The organism is Flavobacterium sp. Root186, assembly GCF_001428525.1.
GTDB lineage: Bacteria > Bacteroidota > Bacteroidia > Flavobacteriales > Flavobacteriaceae > Flavobacterium.
Genome location: NZ_LMHW01000001.1, coordinates 497,326 through 519,227, shown reverse-complemented (window position 1 = coordinate 519,227; position 21,902 = coordinate 497,326). Strand labels below are relative to the sequence as shown.

At 34.0% G+C, this 21,902-nt stretch carries 15 protein-coding genes; 12 read left to right on the top strand and 3 right to left on the bottom strand.

The annotated features are described in order from the left end of the window. Positions 1–20 precede the first annotated feature (20 nt). From ASD98_RS01885 to ASD98_RS01865, 5 genes are all read left to right on the top strand, one after another. On the top strand, positions 21–1,484 hold the full coding sequence (locus ASD98_RS01885; protein ID WP_056199354.1) for an AAA family ATPase: 1,464 nt from the start codon (positions 21–23) through the stop codon (positions 1,482–1,484). A 155-nt stretch (positions 1,485–1,639) separates the two neighbouring features. Continuing rightward, positions 1,640–2,233: a 2OG-Fe(II) oxygenase family protein gene (locus ASD98_RS01880; protein ID WP_056199352.1), complete on the top strand. Its 594-nt coding sequence runs from the start codon at positions 1,640–1,642 to the stop codon at positions 2,231–2,233. 65 nt (positions 2,234–2,298) lie between these two features. Then, positions 2,299–3,150, top strand: coding sequence for a DMT family transporter (locus tag ASD98_RS01875; RefSeq protein ID WP_056199350.1), 852 nt, complete (start codon positions 2,299–2,301; stop codon positions 3,148–3,150). A gap of 439 nt (positions 3,151–3,589) precedes the next feature. Next, positions 3,590–4,876 (top strand): Glu/Leu/Phe/Val dehydrogenase, encoded by a 1,287-nt coding sequence (locus ASD98_RS01870; RefSeq protein ID WP_242412054.1) that lies wholly within the window; start codon positions 3,590–3,592, stop codon positions 4,874–4,876. Positions 4,877–5,018: 142 nt separating this feature from the next. Next, positions 5,019–6,242, top strand: a complete 1,224-nt coding sequence (locus ASD98_RS01865; RefSeq protein WP_056199346.1) for a sterol desaturase family protein — start codon at positions 5,019–5,021, stop codon at positions 6,240–6,242. A 244-nt stretch (positions 6,243–6,486) separates the two neighbouring features. Here the strand turns inward: ASD98_RS01865 and ASD98_RS01860 are convergent, their stop codons facing one another. Next, positions 6,487–8,085: a DUF6377 domain-containing protein gene (locus ASD98_RS01860; protein WP_056199344.1), complete on the bottom strand. Its 1,599-nt coding sequence runs from the start codon at positions 8,083–8,085 to the stop codon at positions 6,487–6,489. 473 nt (positions 8,086–8,558) lie between these two features. Here ASD98_RS01860 and ASD98_RS01855 point away from each other — a divergent pair, with 473 nt between their 5' ends. The 6 genes from ASD98_RS01855 (at position 8,559) to ASD98_RS01830 (ending at position 18,422) form a co-directional block, all read left to right on the top strand. Then, positions 8,559–9,080: a DUF5004 domain-containing protein gene (locus ASD98_RS01855; RefSeq protein ID WP_056199341.1), complete on the top strand. Its 522-nt coding sequence runs from the start codon at positions 8,559–8,561 to the stop codon at positions 9,078–9,080. Positions 9,081–9,087: 7 nt separating this feature from the next. Then, the gene (locus ASD98_RS01850; RefSeq protein ID WP_056199651.1) at positions 9,088–10,170 is read left to right on the top strand and encodes a hypothetical protein; all 1,083 of its coding nucleotides are present in this window, start codon (positions 9,088–9,090) and stop codon (positions 10,168–10,170) included. A 120-nt stretch (positions 10,171–10,290) separates the two neighbouring features. Beyond that, positions 10,291–13,290: a TonB-dependent receptor gene (locus tag ASD98_RS01845; RefSeq protein ID WP_082577768.1), complete on the top strand. Its 3,000-nt coding sequence runs from the start codon at positions 10,291–10,293 to the stop codon at positions 13,288–13,290. A 24-nt stretch (positions 13,291–13,314) separates the two neighbouring features. After that, positions 13,315–14,829, top strand: a complete 1,515-nt coding sequence (locus ASD98_RS01840; RefSeq protein WP_056199336.1) for a RagB/SusD family nutrient uptake outer membrane protein — start codon at positions 13,315–13,317, stop codon at positions 14,827–14,829. A 298-nt stretch (positions 14,830–15,127) separates the two neighbouring features. Continuing rightward, on the top strand, positions 15,128–16,372 hold the full coding sequence (locus tag ASD98_RS01835) for a glycoside hydrolase family 71/99-like protein (RefSeq protein ID WP_056199649.1): 1,245 nt from the start codon (positions 15,128–15,130) through the stop codon (positions 16,370–16,372). A 25-nt stretch (positions 16,373–16,397) separates the two neighbouring features. Beyond that, a complete protein-coding gene (locus tag ASD98_RS01830; protein ID WP_056199333.1) occupies positions 16,398–18,422 on the top strand; it encodes a glycoside hydrolase family 97 protein in 2,025 nt (674 codons plus the stop codon). A 320-nt stretch (positions 18,423–18,742) separates the two neighbouring features. On the opposite strand, the gene ASD98_RS01825 is transcribed toward ASD98_RS01830, so the two are convergent. Then, on the bottom strand, positions 18,743–19,657 hold the full coding sequence (locus ASD98_RS01825) for a hypothetical protein (RefSeq protein ID WP_056199330.1): 915 nt from the start codon (positions 19,655–19,657) through the stop codon (positions 18,743–18,745). A gap of 235 nt (positions 19,658–19,892) precedes the next feature. Here ASD98_RS01825 and ASD98_RS01820 point away from each other — a divergent pair, with 235 nt between their 5' ends. Beyond that, positions 19,893–21,071, top strand: coding sequence for a hypothetical protein (locus ASD98_RS01820; protein ID WP_056199328.1), 1,179 nt, complete (start codon positions 19,893–19,895; stop codon positions 21,069–21,071). Between the two features lie 122 nt (positions 21,072–21,193). Here ASD98_RS01820 and ASD98_RS01815 read toward each other — a convergent pair whose 3' ends face one another. Further along, positions 21,194–21,628 (bottom strand): DUF6526 family protein, encoded by a 435-nt coding sequence (locus ASD98_RS01815; RefSeq protein WP_056199327.1) that lies wholly within the window; start codon positions 21,626–21,628, stop codon positions 21,194–21,196. Positions 21,629–21,902 lie beyond the last annotated feature (274 nt).

Below are 21,902 nucleotides of genomic sequence, written 5' to 3'. Positions count from 1 at the left end.
AAATCGATATTTCAATAAAAATGGAAATTAATAATATAAAAACATTAGGACAGTTAAAAGCTGCAGGATATAAAAGCACAAGTATAAAGGACGAATTGCGAAATAACCTTCGTGAGAAAATAAAATCGGGAAAACCGGTTTTTGAAGGTGTTCACGGATTCGAAAATACCGTAATTCCAGAATTGGAACGCGCGATTCTTTCACGTCATAATATCAATTTATTAGGACTTCGCGGACAGGCAAAAACACGTTTGGCCCGTAAAATGGTCGAATTGTTAGATGAATATATTCCGTTTGTAACGGGTTCAGAAATCAATGACGATCCGTTAAATCCGATTTCACGTTTTGCTAAAGATTTAATTGAAGGAAAAGGGGATGAAACCCCAATTTCCTGGTTACACAGAAACGAGCGTTTCTTCGAAAAATTAGCAACACCGGATGTAACTGTAGCCGATTTAATTGGAGATGTTGACCCAATTAAAGCTGCAAATTTAAAATTATCTTATGCAGATGATCGCGTAATTCATTTTGGAATGATTCCGAGAGCAAACCGCAGTATTTTTGTGATAAATGAATTGCCAGATTTACAAGCCAGAATTCAGGTGGCATTGTTTAATATTCTGCAGGAAGGTGATATTCAAATTCGTGGATTTAAATTGAGAATGCCTCTCGATATGCAGTTTATTTTTACAGCAAATCCGGAAGATTATACAAACAGAGGAAGTATTGTAACGCCTCTAAAAGATAGAATTGGTTCTCAAATTTTAACACATTATCCTGAAAATGTAACCATTGCAAGAACAATTACAGAACAGGAAGCAAAACTGGATGAAAACCAAAGCGACATAGTTTATGTTCCGAATTTAGCCAGAGATATTTTAGAACAAATTAGTTTTGAAGCCCGTGAAAGCGAATACATCGATAATAAAAGCGGTGTAAGTGCCAGAATGAGTATTACCGCTTTTGAAAACTTAATTAGTACAGCAGAACGCCGTGCTTTAAAAGCTGGAGTTGATAAAACAAATCTTCGTTTATCTGATTTTATCGGAATTATTCCGGCGATAACAGGAAAAGTAGAATTGGTTTATGAAGGAGAGCAGGAGGGAGCGGCTTTTGTAGCGCAGCATTTAATTGGTATGGCAATTCGAACTTTGTTTCCAACGCTGTTTCCTAAAATCGAAAAATTAGAAAAACCGGGAGAAAAAACGCCTTATTCTGATTTGATAGAATGGTTTTTTGCAGAAAGCGGTTTCGAATTATTAGACGACGCTTCTGATGCTGAATATCAGGCTATTTTAGACGAAGTTACACCTTTGGATGTTTTATTGAAAAAATACCAGCCGCAATTGGATAAAAAAGATCAATATTTTGTAAAAGAGTTTGTATTGTGGGCTTTAGTAGAATATAAAAAACTAAGTAAAGATCGTTTTGCACAAGGACATCAATTTAAAGATATGTACGGAAGTTATATTAGTAAATTATAAATTATTAGTTGTTAATTGTTAATTCAGCAATATAGTTCTTAAACCCGACAGGTTTTAAAACCTGTCGGGTTTATTATTTCTAAAAAGCCGCATTACCAGTTTCAAATAGTCTACCTTGCTCCGTTGGCTGTATTTGCAGTTCGCCTAAAAAAGCAATGGATGATAGTTTTGAGGATTTGGTAGCAAGTTATATAGAAAATAAAATCGGAATTTCAGAACGGTTTATAAGTGATGAATTATCCAATAATCTCAAGCAAAATTTAATTGATTTAAATGCTGCCAGTTTACTGTTGGCGGCGGGAATTGGAAATTCTGAAAAGCTTTCTTTTGATGGAAAAATTAGAAACGATGCTATTTATTGGCTCGATAAAAAACACAATAATGTTTTTGAAAATGAGTTTTTCGATAAAATTGATGCTTTTGTAGTTTACTTAAACGAAAGCTGTTTTGCCGGAATTACGGGTTATGAATTCCATTATTCGTTATATGAAAAAGGCGATTTTTATCTCAAACATTTAGATCAATTTAAAAACAATTCAAGTCGTAAATATTCGATGATCAGTTATTTGAATAGTAATTGGAAAGAAAGCGACGGCGGAGAATTAATGATTCACCAAAATAATATTCAGCAGAAAATTTCACCGGTTCAGGGTAAAACAGTTTTCTTTAAAAGTAATGAATTGGTTCACGAAGTTTTAGTTACGCAAAATACCAGGATGAGTATTACAGGATGGTTAAAAAGTGATTAATATGTTTTTTAATAACATTCATCATAAGGAGATAAACGTTATTTTTGTATTCAAAATTTAATCCTATGTTGTTTCTTATTTTAAGCATTTTATGCAGTGTTACGGTTGGTGTTATCTTCAAAATAACCCGTAAATACAATGCAAATCCAATTCAAATTATAGCGTTCAATTATATAATGGCAATATCACTTTGCTATTTTACTTTTAGCCCGGATTTAAATGTAGTTCATGCAGATGCACCGTGGAATATTTATGCTGCGGTTGGTGTTTTACTGCCTATAGTTTTTCTGTTTTTGTTTACTTCTATAAAACATATGGGAATTGCAAAAACGGATGCTGCACAGCGTTTATCGCTTTTTATCCCGATAATTGCTGCCTGGCTGATTTTTAAAGAAGAATTCAATTCATATAAAGTTATTGGACTGATAATAGGATTTATAGCGCTGTTATTCATCTTAAAAAAGCAATCAGGAAACGATCAAAACAAATGGATTTATCCAACAGCTGTTTTTATAGGTTTCGGGATTATCGATATACTTTTTAAACAAATTGCACTTTTTACCGCTTTACCTTATACAACTTCATTGTTTATTGTTTTTGATATTTCATTGGCTGTTTCTTTACTCGTTGTCGTTTATGATGTTGCTGTAAAAAAAGTAAAACTGAATTATAAAAATATTCTTTTTGGTGGTTTAGTCGGAATCTTCAACTTCGGAAATATATTGTTTTATTTAAAAGCACATAAGGCTTTCGCCGAAAATCCATCAACTGTTTTTGCCGGAATGAACATGGGCGTGATTGTTTTGGGAAGTCTTGTTGGAATGCTTTTCTTCAAAGAAAAATTATCTAAAATCAATATTTTAGGGCTTGTTTTAGCCTTAATTGCCATTGTTTTTATCGTAAAATCACAATTTTAGTACTTTTTTTAATTTCTTAAATCATTAATTTACAAGGGATTTAATGTTAAATTTATATTTTTCTAAAACAAACCCGACTAATTCTATAGGGTTTATAAATATATTTTATAAATTTGCAATGACAATGAAAAACTATAGTCTAAATATCATCCCGTTTATATGCAGCTTGACGATGTGCTGCATGTCAAACTATGCGATGAAATGGCGTTAATAGAGAAAGTACTTGTTAGTTATTTTTTTTTTAGCCTTTCATGCACCATGAAAGGCTTTTTTTAGGAACTATTAAAATAAATAAAATGAGATCGAATAGAAACATAAATAGTATGATGCATTGCTGCCAGATGAAAATTCCGTGTTGCATGTGCAATTACTGATTTTATTCAGAAGAAACATTTTATGAAGTCCAAATCGATAAACCAAAAAATTAAAAATAAACACTATGAGTGCAGAAATTATAAAACAGAACCCCTTTCAATCTATGATTGACAGGTTTAATATAGCTGCTAATATTCTTAAATTAGATGAATCATTAAGACAAAAGCTGCAGCGTCCGGAAAAACAAATTGTGGTCAATTTTTCTATAACATTAGATAATGGAACCGAACAAAATTTTGAAGGATATCGAGTCATTCACAATACAGCTTTAGGTCCATCAAAAGGCGGAATTCGTTACGACAATGCTGTTAATCTTGATGAAGTAAAAGCACTTGCCGCCTGGATGACCTGGAAATCTGCCGTAACCGGAATTCCGTTTGGAGGAGCAAAAGGCGGTATTATCTGCGACCCAAGAACACTTTCTAAAACAGAATTAGAAAGAATTACAAGAGCATATACAAAAGCATTAGCCGATATTTTTGGCCCTGAAAAAGATGTTCCTGCACCTGATATGGGAACAGGTCCGGACGAAATGGGCTGGCTGATGGATGAATTTTCATTGGTTCACGGAAAAACAATTCATGCCGTTGTAACCGGAAAACACCTGCATTCAGGAGGTTCATTAGGAAGAGTAGAAGCAACCGGAAGAGGAGTGAGCATAATTAGTCTGCTAGCACTTGAAAAATTAAAAATAAGACCGGCAAGATCTACTGCAGCTATTCAGGGATTTGGAAATGTAGGTTTGCATTCGGCTTTGTTTTTATATGAAAAAGGAGTTAAGATTGTGGCCATAAGCGATGTTTCAGAAGCGTTCTACAATCCTGAGGGTATTAATATTCCAGAGTTGATTTTGTATTACAATTTGAACAATAAAACGATTAAAGGTTATCCAAATTCAGTTGTAATCAAACATGAAGATTTATTGCTTTTAGATGTAGATGTTTTGATTCCGGCTGCAAAAGAAGATGTTATTACACAAAAGAATGCCAAAGATATTCGTGCCAAAATAATTATTGAAGCTGCAAATGGACCTGTTTCTTCTGATGCTGATAAAATTTTGCACGATAATAATGTTTTAGTAGTTCCGGATATTTTAGCAAATGCCGGAGGTGTAACGGTTTCTTATTTTGAGTGGCTTCAAAATTCACTGTTAGAATCATGGAGGATTCATCAAATTAATAAACGTTTAGAAGATATATTAGAAAAAGGTTTTGAAACTGTATTTAGAGTTGCTGCCAAACATAGTGTAACGCCGCGAATTGCTGCTTACATCATCGCTTTGAAAAAAGTGGCAGACACACAATCTGTTAAAGAAGTAACTTTAGAAGCTGATAAATACAAACAAAACTAGATTTTTTCTAAGAGAAATCGAAGACTATTTTCATCGGTTAATATCAATATATTTGTATCTGATATGGGTTGATGAAAATAGCTGTTTAGTTTAATTAATTGTAGTTTAGTTTCTTAAAATCGATAAAAAGTAATTTTTAAAAATGAAAAATATTAATTTTCTTGCCTTTGCAATGCCCGCTTTCTTTCTGTTTTTATTTCTCGAATATAAGCTGGCACAACGAAAAAAGAGATCTGAAATTTTTAATTATGAAAGTTCTGTTTCTAATATTAGTATTGGAATTGCAGAGCGATTGATTAATTTGTTTGTTGCCGCAAGCTTTTACCAATTGTATTATTTGATTTATGACAATTATCGCATTTTTGATGTTCCGAGTAATTTTTTAGTATGGATTGCCCTAATTCTCGCCACAGATTTTGTCTGGTATTGGTATCACAGATTAGGACATGAAGTCAATTTTTTCTGGGCAGCACACATTGTACATCATCATAGTGAAGAATTCAATTTTACGGCTGCAGCCAGAATTACCACTTTTCAGGCCATAGTCCGAACGGGATTTTGGTGTGTACTTCCTTTCGTTGGGTTTCATCCCACAATGGTAATTACCATGCTTATTGTTCACGGAGCTTATTCTTTCTTTACACATACACAGCTCGTTGGAAAAATTAAATGGCTCGAATATGTTTTTGTAACACCTTCTGTTCATGGCGTTCATCACGCCTCTGACGAAAAATATCTCGATAAAAATTACGGTGATATGTTTACTTTTTGGGACCGTCTTTTTGGAACTTTTCAGGAAGAAGAAGAAAAACCAAAATACGGATTAACACATCCGCTAAAAAGCTATAGTTTCCTTTGGCAGCACTTTCATTATTATTTTGAAATATATGAATTGTGGAGACGATCAAAAGGTTTTAAAGCGAGATGGAAAGCCATTTTCGGAAGTCCTGCGCATATGGATCAGGACATTCGTCCGACCTTAGAAAAGCGTTTTCTGCAAGACAAAAGCAATCCGCATCAAAGACTTCGATTTAGAAATTACCTTTATATTCAGCTGGGAGTCTGTACTTTACTGCTAACCGTTTTTACGTATTATTTTGATCATTTAGAGGCATACGATAAGATTTTTGTATTGTCGATTATAATTATCACTTTAATAAACTGCGGCGCTATTTTAGAACAGCGCAAATGGATTTATTATCTCGAATATTCCCGTATTTTTATGCTTACAACTTATTTCTTATACGAGAAAGATCTAACCATATTTTTCTTCGTTCCGCTGGCCGTTATGATTTTTGCCGAGCAATTATTCTCGTTGAGTAAATATTATCAAAATATGATTTTGCAGTTAGAATCTGCAGAGTAAAAATAAAAGAAAAATCGCCACGAATTCACAAATTATTTAAATACAAATTCGTGAATTCGTGGCGGCTTTTTATTTAAAAATTTAAGTATAGTTTGTCATTTCGACGGAGGAGAAATCTCCGCAAGTAACTCCGCAACAAGAATCCAATCTTTGTCGAGCTTCTCGCGGAGATTTCTCCTTTCAGTCGAAATGACAAGATTGTGTAAAAAAACTTAGTCTCTTAGCAACTTAGTATCTTAGCACCTTAGATAGTTTTAATAGCCATAATCTTCTCTTCAAAAGTATCTTTAAAGTCTGATTTACTTTTAATTCTGGTTTTATAAGTATAAATGGTAGCTACAGAAAGTTCCAGAAATTCAGCCATTTGACTACTGTCCTGAATTCCCAATCGATACAAAGCAAAAATGCGAAGTTCTGTATTTAAAAGCTCGCCTTTCTTTACAATACATTTATGATCATTCGGAAATAAATGATTAAAATCAGTCACGAAAGTTGGGAATAATTTCAGGAAAATTTCATCAAACTGATGGAACAAATTCTCTCTTTCTTCCTTTACATTATAACGTTTTAAGCTCGCAATAACTTCATCTGTTTTTTTGGTAATAATTTTATGAAGCGTACTTTTTTGGATATGATCAATCTTATTAATGAAAGCCGAAGTTGCTTTAATAAAATACGTAATATATTCCTCTTTAATTGCATTTGCTTCGCTCAAACTTATATTCATTTCCTGAAGCTGCGCGTATGACGAAGCCATTATCTTTCTCGCTTTATTTTTCTCTTTTAATTGTTTGAAAATAATAATCGAGAACAAAATAATTATCAAAGTTAGGATCGTCAATAAAATAATGATCTTTTCCAGTTTATCATTTTTATCTTTTACGTTGTTTAACTGCGCTTTTTCGATAATAGGTAATATGGACGAGATTTCAATTTTGCGGTGTCTGGCGTTGTAAAAAGTAGCGTCATCCATGGCGATATTAATATACTCGTTTGCTTTGTCCAGATAACCCATTTTAAAAAGTTCATTGGCCAGATTTCTGAGCGCGACAGTTTCTTTCGTCGCATTTTTAACATCGGCAATAGCGGCGAGTGCCAGATAATAAATTGCTTTTTTTGTATATCCTCTTTCAGAATAAATATAACCGAGACTCGAAGTAGCAATTCCGTAATAATCCGGCGGTAAATCGTAATTATTAATCCAGTAGCTAAACGCAAATTCGGCACCGCGCCAGTCTTGTTGTTTTAAACGTTTTAAACTTTCAGCAGCCCAATATTCATTTGAATTGGTTCCGATTAATTCTAAGGCCTTTTTAAGAAAATGATTTCCTTGTTGTACATAATGAATATTAAAACGCTGATCGCGGTTATAATCGGCTAAATCATAATAAGCACGGGCTTTGATATTGTAATATTCGAATTTATTTTTCTGATCCAGTTTTTGATCGTCAATAACATTCAGCGTATCAATAGCTTCTTTAAATAATCCAGAAGAAAGAAGTACAAAACCTTCCTTAATTCGGCTTTTAGCCAAATATTTAGGATCTTTTAAAACGATGGCCTTGATTTTAGCTTCTTCTAAATAATAATAAGCCGAGTCATATTTGAATGATTTGTATTCCTCAAACAATGACATATAGGTATTATACAATTGCTCGTTATTTTGGCTGACAGTAAATTTTGAAACATTCTTTTTTAAAGTTTCAATTTTGCGATATTTCTGTTTTAAGTAAACTTCTTTTTTTAGCAGTACATTGTCTAATTCTTCAAGAATTGGATTTGTCTCTTTCGCAGTTAGAGAAAAACCCGCAATGAAAAAATACAGTACAAATATTTTTTGCATGGTTTGGTTGTGGTTTTAGGATAATGTAATTTATGGTTGAGTTAATTCGTTTAAAAGCAAAATTAATTAAAAACTGATGATTAACAGTTTTAGAAATAGGAGAGTATCGTTTTAAGATTTTTTTAGAAATACCTTAGTGTGAGTCTCTAAAGGGTATTAAAATGTTAAAAGTACTCTAATAATTTGCAATTATACAATAAAAAGCGGTTATATATATGTATAGTGAAAAAATATTCACATAAAATTTCCATATTGTCATATTTACCATTATTCTACAGGTGCTTTACATCTAAACAAGACCTTGATTTTTATGTTTTTAGTAAAATTTTAAAACACTGATAATCAATTCTTTAATCACGAAAACGTTTGAATTATATCTTGATTTTTTACAGATATTTTTTTTTAGATTTATTTAACATCTAGCTTCGTACTGTCCTTTTTAAGGGATGAAAAACTAACAAAAACCAAAATTTATGAGAAGTAAAAGTTATTACTGGTTAGCTCTGTTTATTTGTTTTTTCGCAATTAGCTGCGATAGTACAGAAGATGGAAGCTACGTTGATCCAATTACGATTTATGAAAAAGTAAACGGAAATTGGGGATTAACAAATCTAAAAATGGTTGACGAATTTGCTAAGGCAAATAAGATCGAACCAAGCGAGGAAAACTTGAGTACTTTTTTTAACTACGAAGATTTTAAAATCAATTTTAGCGTAGACGAAAAAAACAAACCTACAAGTTATGAAGTGACGGGCAATGTTCCTCCTTTATTTGCTCCAAAAGGTTATTGGGAATTAAGCTCAGATTTTCAACAGACAAATGCAAGCGCAGTAAGAATCTACTTGTACAGCGACGCTGCAAAAACTCAAAAAACAGACGAACTTAGAGTAACATCTGTTCCTGGAAACAATGACGAAATGGAATTTCAGTTAGTGCATTCTTCAGGAGGAACTCCGTTTGTGACTTATGTATTTAAATTAAATGCTATTAATTAAAAGTAATATGAAAAAATTTCTATATACAATTTTACTTGCCCTTTTGATGGCTCCAACATTTACAAAGGCACAAGAAAACGCGGGAGCTGTGGGACCTATGTCATCATTTCCGGTTGTTTACAAATATGATGAGCAAGTTACATGGTACTTTGATCTTTCTGGAACTACGTTTGCAGAAAATCAGGATTTATACATCTGGATTTGGTCACCATCTGAACCAGATGCGGGAAATTGGGAGAATTCTTCTGATTTTGCAAAACTGCACTATGAAGGAAATAAAGTGTGGAGTTTTACTTTAACTCCAACAGTATATTTTTCTAAAACTCCGGCTGAAATTGCAGCAAGCGCAGGATTTTGGTTTCGTTTAAAAAACAAAAACGGATCTAAACAAAGCGACGTGGCGAATATGCCATACACTGATTTCTCCTCTTTTTATACTGCGAATGAGCTGATTAGAGCTTATCCGACAAAACCAACTTTGGATAAAGGAGTCAGTATTTTATTTAATGCCAATTTAGCTCCGGGATTTGCCGGCGCAACAAGCGTTCATATTCACAGTGGATTGAACAATTGGGATATTAAACAAGAATACCAATCATGGTTACCGGACATTGTTGAAAAAACCAAACTAAAAGATTTAGGAAACGGATTCTACAAAATGGATTTAGTTCCAAAAACATACTACAATGCGCCAGACGGTTACGTGATGGAAAATTTAGTTTTCCTGATGGTAAAAGACGACTGGGCAGGAACAATTCCGGATCAGGTTTTATATGCAGGAGCTTATGAGCCGCCGCCGCCGCCAGTATTTGGATTTTTCCCTTTACAAATCAGCCAGAAAGATTTTTTAGGAATTTACAGAAAAAACAATGAGCCGGGCGTAAACAAATTACTTTACACGATTACGGCTGGTGCAAAAACAATTTCCGGTGAGTTTAGCGGAGGAACTGCAGAGATAAAAGGATTTGTCAATTTGGTTACAGAACTTAAGGATTCTCCTGTTTTAAGTGAAATTCATGTTTTAGTTAAAGACAACAAAGACAAAACAATTTCAGACACGACGATTCCGCTTAAAACCTTAGACAAATAATTCACTATCAAATTAAAACATCATTCTAATGAAATGAGCATAATCCTAAAATTAGTCGTTGAACAAATAATGGATATGCAAATTACATATGACTGATAGAAAAACAATAAATAACTACATATGAATAGTAAAAATAAAAAAATAGTCCTGCATCAAATGTGGACTACTAAATCGCTGGTATTCATGATTTTCATGCTTTTTCTTTCGGCAGGAATGTTTGCTCAGGGAAAAAAGCTGGTAACGGGTACCGTTTATGACAATACAGGGACTGTATTACCGGGAGCATCGGTAATAGAGTCCGGAACAAGAAATGCAACAACGACAGATTTTGACGGAAAATTTAACTTAGAGGTAGCCGTAGGAGGTTCAATTGAAGTTTCATTTATCGGTTCAACCACTCAAAAAGTACAGATAACAGCCGCTTCTTCAAAATTAGAAGTTCGTCTTCAAAATGACGGTTATCAATTGGCTGAAGTTCAGGTTGTTTCTGTTGGATACGGAACACAAAAGAAATCTGATTTAACCGGAGCTATTTCAACTGTTACGGCAGATAATTTAGTAAAAGGAACAATTTCTTCAACAGAACAAGTTCTGCAGGGAAAAGTAGCCGGATTAAATATCATTCGTCCTTCTGGAGATCCAGCTGCAGGTGCAACACTTCGTTTACGTGGAGGGACTTCATTAACAGCAAGCAACAGTCCGCTTATTGTAGTTGACGGAATTGCTGGTGTTGATATCAATGTGGTTCAGCCGGCAGATATTAAATCGATTGACGTTCTTAAAGATGCTTCGGCGACAGCCATTTATGGTTCAAGAGGAGCAAACGGAGTTATTATTATTACCACAAAATCTGGAACAAAAGGAGTTTCTGTAGTATATAGCGGTTTATCAAGCGTAGGTTATGTTGCTGATAATTTAGATCTTTTATCTGCAAACCAATGGAGAGGTTATGTCCGTCAAACCGGAAACATGGACGCAGTTGATTACGGTGGAAATACAAACTGGCAAAAAGCAATCGAACAAACGGCTATTTCTCAATCTCATACTTTAAGTATTAATTCTGGAAAAGTCGACAGCGGGTTTAGAGCTTCAATCGCATACTTAAACAACGAAGGTGTTATTAAAAAATCCGGTTTAGAAAGAATCAGCGGAAATGTTAGTGCTTATCAATATCTTGGAGACAATAAAGATGTGAAATTTGATATGGGTTTATTTGCTAATATAGACAAATGGCACCCAATTGATTACAGAATTTTTGAGCGTGCTTACAACTTAAACCCAACAATTCCGGTTTATGATGCAAATGGAAACTTCACATCTGTAGGAGGAAACATCTACGAAAACCCGGTTGAGATTTTAACGAACAGAACGGTTGATAACGAAAGACACAGACTTTTAGGATACTTTAAAACAGAAGTTAAATTCTTAAACGATTTTCAGGCAGTTGCTAATATTTCATTAGAACATAATGCAGTAGCGGGTGGTACATACAAACCAACTTACGCGATTATGGAAGGAAGAACAGAGGTTGGATACGCACAAAGAACATACGCAGAATATACAAATGCACAAGGCGAACTTTATGTAAATTATTCTAAAGTATTTGGTAAACACAGCGTTAGCGCATTGGCAGGGTATTCTTACCTTGAAAATATTTACCAAGGTTTTGGAGCACAAAGAAGCGGTTTCGTGAGTGATGCTTTTGGCTACAATAACTTAGGGGCAGGTTATAACTATCGTTTAGGAGATGTTTATTCTTATAAAGGAAAATCAAACCTGGTTTCATTTTATGCTCGTGCCAACTACAATTATGACGGAAAATATCTGCTTACTGCAACAGTAAGACGTGATGGTTCAAGCCGTTTTGGAGAAAACAATAAATGGGGAACTTTCCCGTCTGCATCTGCAGCATGGAAGATTTCTAACGAAGATTTTATGAGCGGTACAAAAGACTGGTTAGGATCTTTAAAATTAAGAGTAGGTTATGGAGTTACAGGTAATCAGGACGGAATTGGTGAATACAAATCACTTTCAATTTTAGGAGTTGGAAACGATAGTTATTACGATCCGGTTACAGGAACATGGAGTTTAGCTTATTCTCCAAAACAAAACCCAAATCCTGATTTGAAATGGGAATCTACAAGACAAATAAACGTGGGTATCGATTTTGGTCTTTTTGACAGAATCACAGGTTCATTTGAATGGTACCAAAAAAACACAGATGATTTATTGTACACTTATGAAGTTCCTCAGCCTCCATATTTAGTGGGAACAATGTTAGCAAACGTGGGTGAAATGTCTAACAAAGGAGTTGAACTTACTTTGAATGCTGATATCGTAAGAGGAGATAAATTTACCTGGAATGCTAATTTAACACTTGGACACAACATCCAAAAAATTGAAAAATTATCAAACCCAACGTATAAAACAGATGTTATCTACAGCGGTTCATTGCACGGTTTAGCAGGTATGTCTGGTCAATATTCTCAGGTTATTGCAGAGGGATATCCAGTTGGAACTTTCTGGGGATTCAGAAATGCTGGTCTTGATGAAAATGGAAAAATTCAGTACTATAATGCAGCCGGAAATGTTGTGGCAGAAAGTGCTTTAGTTGATGCTGATAAAACAGATTTAGGAAATATTCAGCCAGATTTGACTATGGGTATCGGAATGAATTTTACTTACGGAAATTTTGATCTTGGTATTACAGGTTACGGAATGTTTGGACAAAAAGCTTTAAACGCTACAAACATGATGCTGAACGATCCAACAAGATTACCATCTTACAATGTACCGGATGATTTCTTAGGAAGCGGTATTACTTCTTCTCCAAAATATTCAGATTACTGGATCGAGGATGCGTCGTTCTTTAGATTACAGACACTTTCTGTTGGATACACAATGCCATTAGGTTTCAAAAATTCAAAATTGAGAATGTACATCATGGGAGAAAATCTTGCTGTATTTACAAAATACAAAGGAGTAGATCCGGAGATTGGTTTAAATGCGCAGGATGGTGTTGACCAAACAGGATTAGCATCGCCTGGTATCGATAAGTACAACAATTATCCTCGTCCGACAACTATTTCTGTAGGATTAAATTTCACGCTGAATAACTAAGCGATTAACTCAAAAATATAAAAAATGAAAATCAAAATAACAGCAGCAATATTAGTAAGCATGCTTTTTACGATATCATCATGTACCGATCTGGATGAGCAATTATATGATAGAGTAGAAGATGGAAATTTTGGAAATACTCCAAAAGAAATTGATGCATTAGTGGGCGGGGCGTATTCTTCGTTAAGAGGTTTTGCAGATGGAATTTCAAATAATTACCCAACCTGCGAATACGTATTCTTTTTGAACGAAACGGTTTCTGATGAAGCTACAATTCCTACCAGAGGAACAAACTGGTACGATGGCGGACAATATCAGGATGCGCAAAAACATACCTGGAAAGCAGACAACCGTATGATTCTTTCGGCTTGGCGTTACAACTATACCGGAATTGCAAAAATCAACTCAATCATTTATCAAATCGATAAATCGTCATTGACAGATAATGCAAAAGCACCAATTTATGCAGAATTAAAAGCGTTGAGAGCGTATTATTATTACAATCTTTTAGATTTATTCGGAAATGTGCCAATTGTTGTAGATTTTGCAGATACAGCACTTCCAACAAATTCTACAAGAAAACAAGTTTACGATTTTGTTGAAAAAGAATTAACAGATGCAATTCCACATTTAACTGGAAATGTCGTGTATTCAAAAATGACAAAAAATGTTGCCTATTCTCTTTTAGCAAGATTATATCTTAACTCAAAAGCTTTTATAGGAACAGAACGCTGGCAGGATTGTATCAACATGTGTCAAAAAGTTTCGGGTTATACATTAGCTCCGGATTTCTTTGCCAATTTTGCTACAGACAATCAAAAATCGCCAGAAATTATTTTCGCAATTCCTTACGATTCAAAAGCAGGAACAGTTGGAAATTATATGAGTTCAATGTCTTGTCATTACCTTCATAAACTGACAATTTCTCCAGTTGGTGATTATCCTTGGAGTGCTAACGGAATGTGCGCGCAGCCTGGAGTTTATTCTGCCTTTGCCGATACAGACAAAAGAAAAAAATGTATGGTGGCCGGAGATCAGATCAATTTAGCAACCGGAACTGTAATTACAATGGATAACGGAGAACCATTAACGTATACAGAAACAGTTACAAGTGTTGCTGATGCTAAAGAAAATGAAGGCGTTCGTTTAGGAAAATACGAAATGAAAGCCGGAGAAACTTGGGAACGTGATCATGATTTAGTTGTAATTCGTTATGCCGAAATTTTAATGATGCAGGCAGAATGTTACGTTCGTTTAGGATCTGCAGATTTAGCAAAACCTTTTGTACAACAAGTTACAGCACGTGCGGGAGAAGAAATGCCAGCAACAATTGATCTCAACTTTATAGATCAGGAATTGCTTAAGGAATTTACTTTTGAAGGAAGAAGAAGAACAGACAACATTCGTTTTGGAACATTCTTCCTGCCATGGTGGGAAAAAGGAGCAACGGAAGCATACAAAGCAATTTTTCCTATTCCAAGTACCGTTTTAACTACAAATAAAAACCTGAAACAAAATCCTGGGTATCCTTTGAATTAGGTTCTAAAATGTCAGTCTTCCATGTTGGTTAGTCGTGGAAGGCTGACCTATTTATAAGAATAATTTTTGCCAGAGATTAAAAGGATTAAAAAGATTTAAAAAAATGTTTCACGCAGATTTTGCAGATTAAAGCAGATCTAATTTTAATGTATAATAAATCTGCACAATCTGCTTAAATCTATTAAAATCTGCGTGAAATAATTTAATCACAGAGAGTGTGAGCAAATAAAATATAATAAAAAATCCTTTATCCCGATAGTTATCGGGAGTGGCAAAAAATAAAATAACAAACATCAATATGAAAAGATATATCACATTATTGTTTTTTGGGATACTGAACATTGTAGTCGTTTCCGGATGCAGCAGCGATGACAAAAGTCCCGAAGAACCAGTAAAACCAGAAGTGCTGGCACCGGTTGCAGTTGAAAAAACCAACAGCACCAAAATTTATGTGCATTATATGCCCTGGTTTGAAACCAATGAAAGCAGTGCCGATAAAAAATGGGGATACCACTGGACAATGGCAAACAAAAATCCGAATACTATAGGCGCAAACAATCGCAGGGAAATTGCTTCATACTATTATCCTCTTATTGGTCCGTATCATTCGGGAGATAAAAATGTGATTGAAAATCATTTATTATTGATGAAATATTCAGGAATTGATGGTGTTTTGATCGACTGGTACGGAACTTACGATGTTAACGATTACAGAATGGTAAAAGAAAATACAGAGCAGCTTATTGCCATGCTGGATAAAGTGGGCCTTGAATACGCCATTGTTTATGAAGACAGAGTTACGACAAATGTTGTCAATGCCGGAAAAGCAATATCTGTAACGAGTGCTGCAAAAACGGATTTAGCTTATATGGAGAAAAATTATTTTGATGATGCAAACTACATCAAAGTAAACGGAAAACCATTGTTATTAAATTTTGGACCAATTGTATTACAAACGCCTGCCGAATGGACAAACGTTTTCAATAGCATAACGACAAAACCAACTTTTTTAACGCTTTGGGATCAATCTGTAGAAGCGGGAGCAAATGCATCTGGAGAATATGCGTGGGTTTATAAAAACAGTACATATCTAACAAATTTTTATACCAATACAAAACCAAAACTTTCTGTAGCAATTGGAAGTGCTTATCCTGGTTTTAAAGATTTTTATGCCGAAGGCGGAGGCGGAGCAGCAATTGGATGGACAATTGACCACAACAATGGTGTAACGCTTGACGAAACACTTTCTCTGGCTAAAAATGCCAATTTAAATTACCTGCAGCTAATTACCTGGAACGACTTTGGAGAAGGAACTATGTTTGAACCAACAGTTGAATTTGGTTACACGTACATCGAAAAAGTAAAAGCATTTGCCGGGGTTAAAAATACCGAATCTGTATTTCCGGATATAAGCAAAATGTACAATCTACGAGTAGAAAAGAAAGGCAACGCCGATGCTCAGAATAAACTGGATCAGGCTTTTAATTATTTTGTTTCCATGCAGCCCGCAAAAGCAAAACAGTTAATAAACGAAATAAAATAAGAGTTGTAATTAATACAATTAAATAATGAAAAACATAAGATATAGATACTGTATAATTGCTTTAGCGTCAATATTAATTTACGCCTGCAGTGCTGGTACTAAAAAAACATACAATATTAGTTCTCCGGGGAAAAACGTCGCATTAGTTTTTGAATTAACTGCTTCAGGTGAGCCTAAATACAGTTTTACTTCTAACGGAAAATCGGTTATAGAACCTTCGTTGATGGGATTTGAATTTCAGGGAATTCAAAAAATGACAGAAGGTTTTGAAGTGGTTTCTACTGAAGAAAAATCTGCCGATGAAACTTGGGAACAGCCTTGGGGAGAATTCAAAAAAGTTCGTGATCACCATAACGAATTGGTTGTTCACTTAAAAGAATCAAAAGGAGAAGAACGTTTGGTAGATATTATTTTCAGGGTTTTTGATGATGGCGTAGGATTTAGATATGAATTTCCAAAACAGCCTCATTTAGGAAAAGTGAAAATTTCAAATGAAATCACTCAGTTTACCTTTAAATCAAATAATGATGTTTGGTGGATTCCCGTTCACCGCGAAAACAGTTATTATGAAAGTGAATACCGTAAAACGCCAATCAGCAAAACAGATACTATAAATACTCCTGCAACTTTTGAAACAAAAGAGAATTTATATGTTGCAATTCACGAAGCCAATTTAACTGATTTTGCTTCGATGACACTTTTAAAAACAAGTGATAAACAATACAAAAGCGATTTAGTACCTTGGGCTGATGGTGTAAAAGTATATGCCGAAACACCTTTTAAAACGCCATGGAGAACAGTTGTAGTTGGAAAAACTCCTGGTGATGTTGCCACTTCGACCATCATGCTGAATTTGAACGAGCCTTCAAAAATTGATGATCTTTCGTGGATTACGCCTTCAAAATACATCGGTATTTGGTGGGGAATGCATTTAGAGAAATTTACTTGGGGACAAGGACCAAAACACGGTGCTACAACAAAAAATACAAAAGAATATATTGATTTTGCTGCGAAAAACAATTTTGACGGCGTTCTGGTAGAAGGCTGGAACGAGGGCTGGGACGGCGACTGGACTGCCGATGGAAAAGCGTTTAGTTTTGTAAAAGCGTATCCGGATTTTAATTTGGAAGAAATTACAAAATATGCTGCCATAAAAAATGTTCGATTAATAGGACATCATGAAACTGCCGGTGCTTCTAAACATTATGAAGGCCAGCTTGAAGATGCCTTTAAATTGTATCAAAAAATGGGTGTGAACTCAGTTAAAACGGGTTATGTAAACAAATATTTGGATAAAAAAGAATGGCACGACAGCCAGTACGCATCTCGTCATTACAGAAAAGTAATCGAAACTGCTGCCAAATATCATATCATGATTGACAATCACGAACCGATAAAAGGAACAGGAATTCAGCGTACGTATCCAAACTTTATGTCACAAGAGGGCGGAAGAGGTCAGGAATATAACGCTTGGTCTGTAGACGGCGGAAACACGCCTCAGCATTTAACAACATTGCCGTTTACAAGAATGCTTTCCGGCCCGTTTGATTACACACCGGGGAATTTCAATTTTGATTATAAAACTCCTTCCGGAGCGAGAGTACAAACGACTTTGGCAAACCAATTGGCATTGTATGTAATTATTTTCAGTCCGTTGCAAATGGCTTCAGATTTACCGGAGAATTATGTTGATAAACCGGAATTTCAATTCATAAAAGACGTACCCTGCACGTGGTCAGATACGAAAGTTTTGGATTCTAAAATTGGAGAATACACGACAATTGTTCGTAAAGACTGGGATGAGAAAAACTGGTATTTAGGTTCAATCACAAACAAAGAGGCCAGAGATCTTAAAGTAACTTTATCTTTCTTAGACAAAGGAAAAGAATACGAAGCAGAAATTTATGCCGACGGAGCAGGAGCAAATTATAAAACAAATCCATATCCGGTTGCAATTTCAAAACAAAAGGTAAATAACCAAACCGTTTTAAATATCAAATTGGCAGCTGGTGGAGGAACAGCTATAAAATTTACTCCAATCGAGAAATAAGAAGTTTAGATTATTTTGAGTTAAGTTTGAGTGGATGAACCCGATATCTTGAAAAAGATGTCGGGTTTGTTTGTTAATTGAACCATATAAGTTATATAAGTTCATTTAAATGTATTTCGAATTTTTTAACGCAAAGTTCGCAAAGCTTTTTTTTGATACTTGCATTTAGAATGCACAAAGTTCGCAAAGCTTTGTGTTGATAAAGCTTTGCGAACTTTCCGTTTTTATAAGTTCTTCAATAACAAAAAATGCTTAGCGCACTTTGCGGTTAAATTTTTAGATCCTATAGGAACATGAAACTTTAAACCTGAAACAAAAACTTAATGTTTATAAAATTTTACATGATTTCCAAAGCTGTAAGTCGCTGCTAAAGTTGGGCCGTTGTAACCCCATTTAAAGAAACCATCGATTCTGGGTCTTGTTACATCAAGTCTGAAATTTAAACCTGTATAACCTGCTGTAAGACTGAAATCTTTATACACATTATATAAAACCGATAAATTATAACTAATAATTCGGCCATCGATATCGTCAACTTTAAGAGCAAAATAATTTACGTTAGCATACAGCCCGACTTTTTTCCCAAGGACAAATTCACCCCAGATTCCAACATCAGGTAAAGGAGCCGTAAAACCAACGTTGTCGTGATATCCCAGTTCTTGTGTGTTAGCTTCAAGCCTCAAACCTACGTCGGCAAGAAGAACGTGCGCACCAATTAGTAAGCCCAATTCATATTTAGGTTTAGAAATAACGGCATATCCATACGCAAATCGAATCATTTCGTTATTCATAAAAGCCGAAACCCGAGCATCAACAGGATAAGTGTGATCCTGAAATTCAATTTCTTTTTGAAGTGTTTTTTCTGAAGATCTTTTCAAATAAAAATATTCAAGATTAAAACGGGATCTTCTGGAAGCGCGCCATTCAAAAGCACCAAAAAAGGAAACCGTATTGGTTTCAAAACCTAAATCTTTTTCAAAATCAATATCAGTTCCAATTCTTCCATTCGTTCCATTAACTTCAACTTCGGTATTGTTTACCGGAAAGAATACACCGGCAGTCGCTTTAAACCGCCTTCCGTGCCAGGGAAGATCTTCTGCAGTGTAATTCTGAAATTCATCCGAATTATTTTTTGCAGTAGTTAAAGTATTTTCGTCTGTTATTTCGGCAGTCGTTTGTGCATTAGCCGAAAAAAAGGAAAGAGGAATTATCAAAAAATAAACTAATTTTTTCATGAGATTGATGTTTTAGGTTTATTGATGAAATTTTAATAATTAAAGTTAACAAAAAATATCATACAATTTAATTTTACATCTGTTTATTGTTTTGAAATTCAGATAGATAAGTTTTTGTTTTTTACACTAACATTATTTTATATGTTAATTTTATAAACTTTTATCCATTAAAAATCAACATTGAGCTTTGTCATTGCTGTTGCTATTACCTATATTTGAGTATAAACCTATTGATATGAACAAAACTTTAAAGCAATACTTCGTTAAGTCTTTTATTATTTTGGCAATCCTGCATTTAGCTTACTTTTTATATGGCTATTTTGCGTTTAAAGGAATTAAGAATATTAATATTTACTCAGAATTTTACAGGTTTAAGTTTATTGACGATGTTTCGATTTCACATTTTTTTATAAGCGGTTTGTTTTTACTTTTCTTTCTGATTTTTTTATTAAGAAATCATGCGAGACAACATTATTCTTTTGGAAAAGTATTTCAAACAGGTATTTTTTTACTGCTGATTTCGTTTGTGAGCTTGACATTTTTTATCAGTTTTAGTTTCGGACAAAATGCAAAGCTGAAAGGAGAATTATCGGAGAAAAGTTATAACAAAGACAAAGAACTGCTCAATGTTTTGAATCCGTTTTTATATAGCTGGAATTCTTATTATTCAGAAAAACTGTTCAATTACGAGAATGTCTTATATCCAAAACCGTATCCGGTTATTAAAGAGGAAAAACAGGTTTTGATTTATCACGATCAATTTGGCACTGAAACAACTTATTATAGTATTGATACGCTAAAAGTCTTAACCGAAACTTATAACAAAGTTTCTAAAAAAACAGATTCAATTTTTGATTTTGTTGGATTGGATGTAAACATTGTCAAAGACAGAATTATCAAACAAACAGCCATTGGAGATAGTACACAAATTGTATTTAAAGGGACTGAAGTAAGCCCGGAATATGATAAAGATATTTGTATTTTCCTTGAAAACAAATCGTTGTACAAGCCTATTAATGGTCAGCCAATTGAAAAACAGCAATATGTTTCGGCTGTAAAGCGATACAATTTGTTGTATAAATTCAAACAAGACTCGCTTACAAAACAATTTCAAAAGCTTGATACTTTATTTAAAAAATATAATATCGAGACTCATATTAAACCAAAGACTTTAAGTACAGATGTTTTTGTCTACGCCAAAAATCAGGAAAGAGATTTGCAAGGATTAGGAAATTACTTTGACAGAAAAGCTCTGAATGAAAAATTCCAGACTTTAGAACGTTATTTTTATCAGCCAAACTATCTTCATCCTAATATTTTACCCATATTTATTGTTGTAGTTTTGGTTGTTTGGTTAGGCTTGTTTTTATTTTATATTCCTTTTAATTATAGGAAAGTAAGGAGTAAAGAGTGATTAGTATAATAAATTATTAAGATAATTTAGTTTATTACGTTCCTGCAAGGTTTTCAAAACCTTGCAGGAAATGAAAAATTGTTTAATCAAGAAAATCTAAACTCTACAATCTAAAATCCCTCCTAAACTCTGTTATAATCTGCGCGCCAGTGTATAATTGCTTTTTTTATGGCATCTCCGCTGAGGTTATTTTTTAACGCATCTTCAAGTAACGGAAGGAATTCTTCATCTGGAGCAAATCGTAAAGCAAATATTTGATCATCGGTTAATTTGTGTTCAAATTCTTCCAGTCTTTTTCCGGTAAGTGTAAAGTAGCGGTAACGAAGTTCTAATCGCACAATTCGGTTTTGTAAAACAAGCGCATAATGCTGACGCAGCATATAGGCCAGAAAAAACAGAAACAAAAAAACAACACTTATAAAAGACCATATAAGACAATCGTTTGTAGTAAAAGCAAAGTAAATGCTAAAGACAAGAAATACCGTTAAAACTGGATAATACACAAAGTGGTGCGGAGTGTAAAATCGGATATGATTGTAGTAAGTTTGAATTTTCATAATTGGAAATTTATGTTAAATGTAGAAAAAAAGAAAGCTACCCTAATAATTTAGAATAGCTTTTTTCTCAAAAATAAACTAACATAACCAATGTTCTTTTTATAATCTAAACTTGTAAAAAGTTTGTCTTAGTAGTATCTATAATTTTAAAAAGCCTCTTCTTCATCAATCCTTTAACAGTGGCTTTGATTTCTTGATTGTAAAATTATTGCAGATTGAGAAATTTCGTGTTATATTTTAAAGTTCAAAATTTATATTATTTCAATATTTAGAT

Bases quoted from the DNA above. Each gene is read 5' to 3' on its own strand.
- ASD98_RS01885 (WP_056199354.1), top strand. From the start codon at position 21: ATGGAAATTAATAATATAAAAACATTAGGACAGTTAAAAGCTGCAGGA.
- ASD98_RS01835 (WP_056199649.1), top strand. From the start codon at position 15,128: ATGAAAAGATATATCACATTATTGTTTTTTGGGATACTGAACATTGTA.
- ASD98_RS01865 (WP_056199346.1), top strand. From the start codon at position 5,019: ATGAAAAATATTAATTTTCTTGCCTTTGCAATGCCCGCTTTCTTTCTG.
- ASD98_RS01870 (WP_242412054.1), top strand. From the start codon at position 3,590: ATGAGTGCAGAAATTATAAAACAGAACCCCTTTCAATCTATGATTGAC.
- ASD98_RS01860 (WP_056199344.1), bottom strand. From the start codon at position 8,085: ATGCAAAAAATATTTGTACTGTATTTTTTCATTGCGGGTTTTTCTCTA.
- ASD98_RS01880 (WP_056199352.1), top strand. From the start codon at position 1,640: ATGGATGATAGTTTTGAGGATTTGGTAGCAAGTTATATAGAAAATAAA.
- ASD98_RS01855 (WP_056199341.1), top strand. From the start codon at position 8,559: ATGAGAAGTAAAAGTTATTACTGGTTAGCTCTGTTTATTTGTTTTTTC.
- ASD98_RS01845 (WP_082577768.1), top strand. From the start codon at position 10,291: ATGAATAGTAAAAATAAAAAAATAGTCCTGCATCAAATGTGGACTACT.
- ASD98_RS01815 (WP_056199327.1), bottom strand. From the start codon at position 21,628: ATGAAAATTCAAACTTACTACAATCATATCCGATTTTACACTCCGCAC.
- ASD98_RS01830 (WP_056199333.1), top strand. From the start codon at position 16,398: ATGAAAAACATAAGATATAGATACTGTATAATTGCTTTAGCGTCAATA.
- ASD98_RS01875 (WP_056199350.1), top strand. From the start codon at position 2,299: ATGTTGTTTCTTATTTTAAGCATTTTATGCAGTGTTACGGTTGGTGTT.
- ASD98_RS01840 (WP_056199336.1), top strand. From the start codon at position 13,315: ATGAAAATCAAAATAACAGCAGCAATATTAGTAAGCATGCTTTTTACG.
- ASD98_RS01825 (WP_056199330.1), bottom strand. From the start codon at position 19,657: ATGAAAAAATTAGTTTATTTTTTGATAATTCCTCTTTCCTTTTTTTCG.
- ASD98_RS01820 (WP_056199328.1), top strand. From the start codon at position 19,893: ATGAACAAAACTTTAAAGCAATACTTCGTTAAGTCTTTTATTATTTTG.
- ASD98_RS01850 (WP_056199651.1), top strand. From the start codon at position 9,088: ATGAAAAAATTTCTATATACAATTTTACTTGCCCTTTTGATGGCTCCA.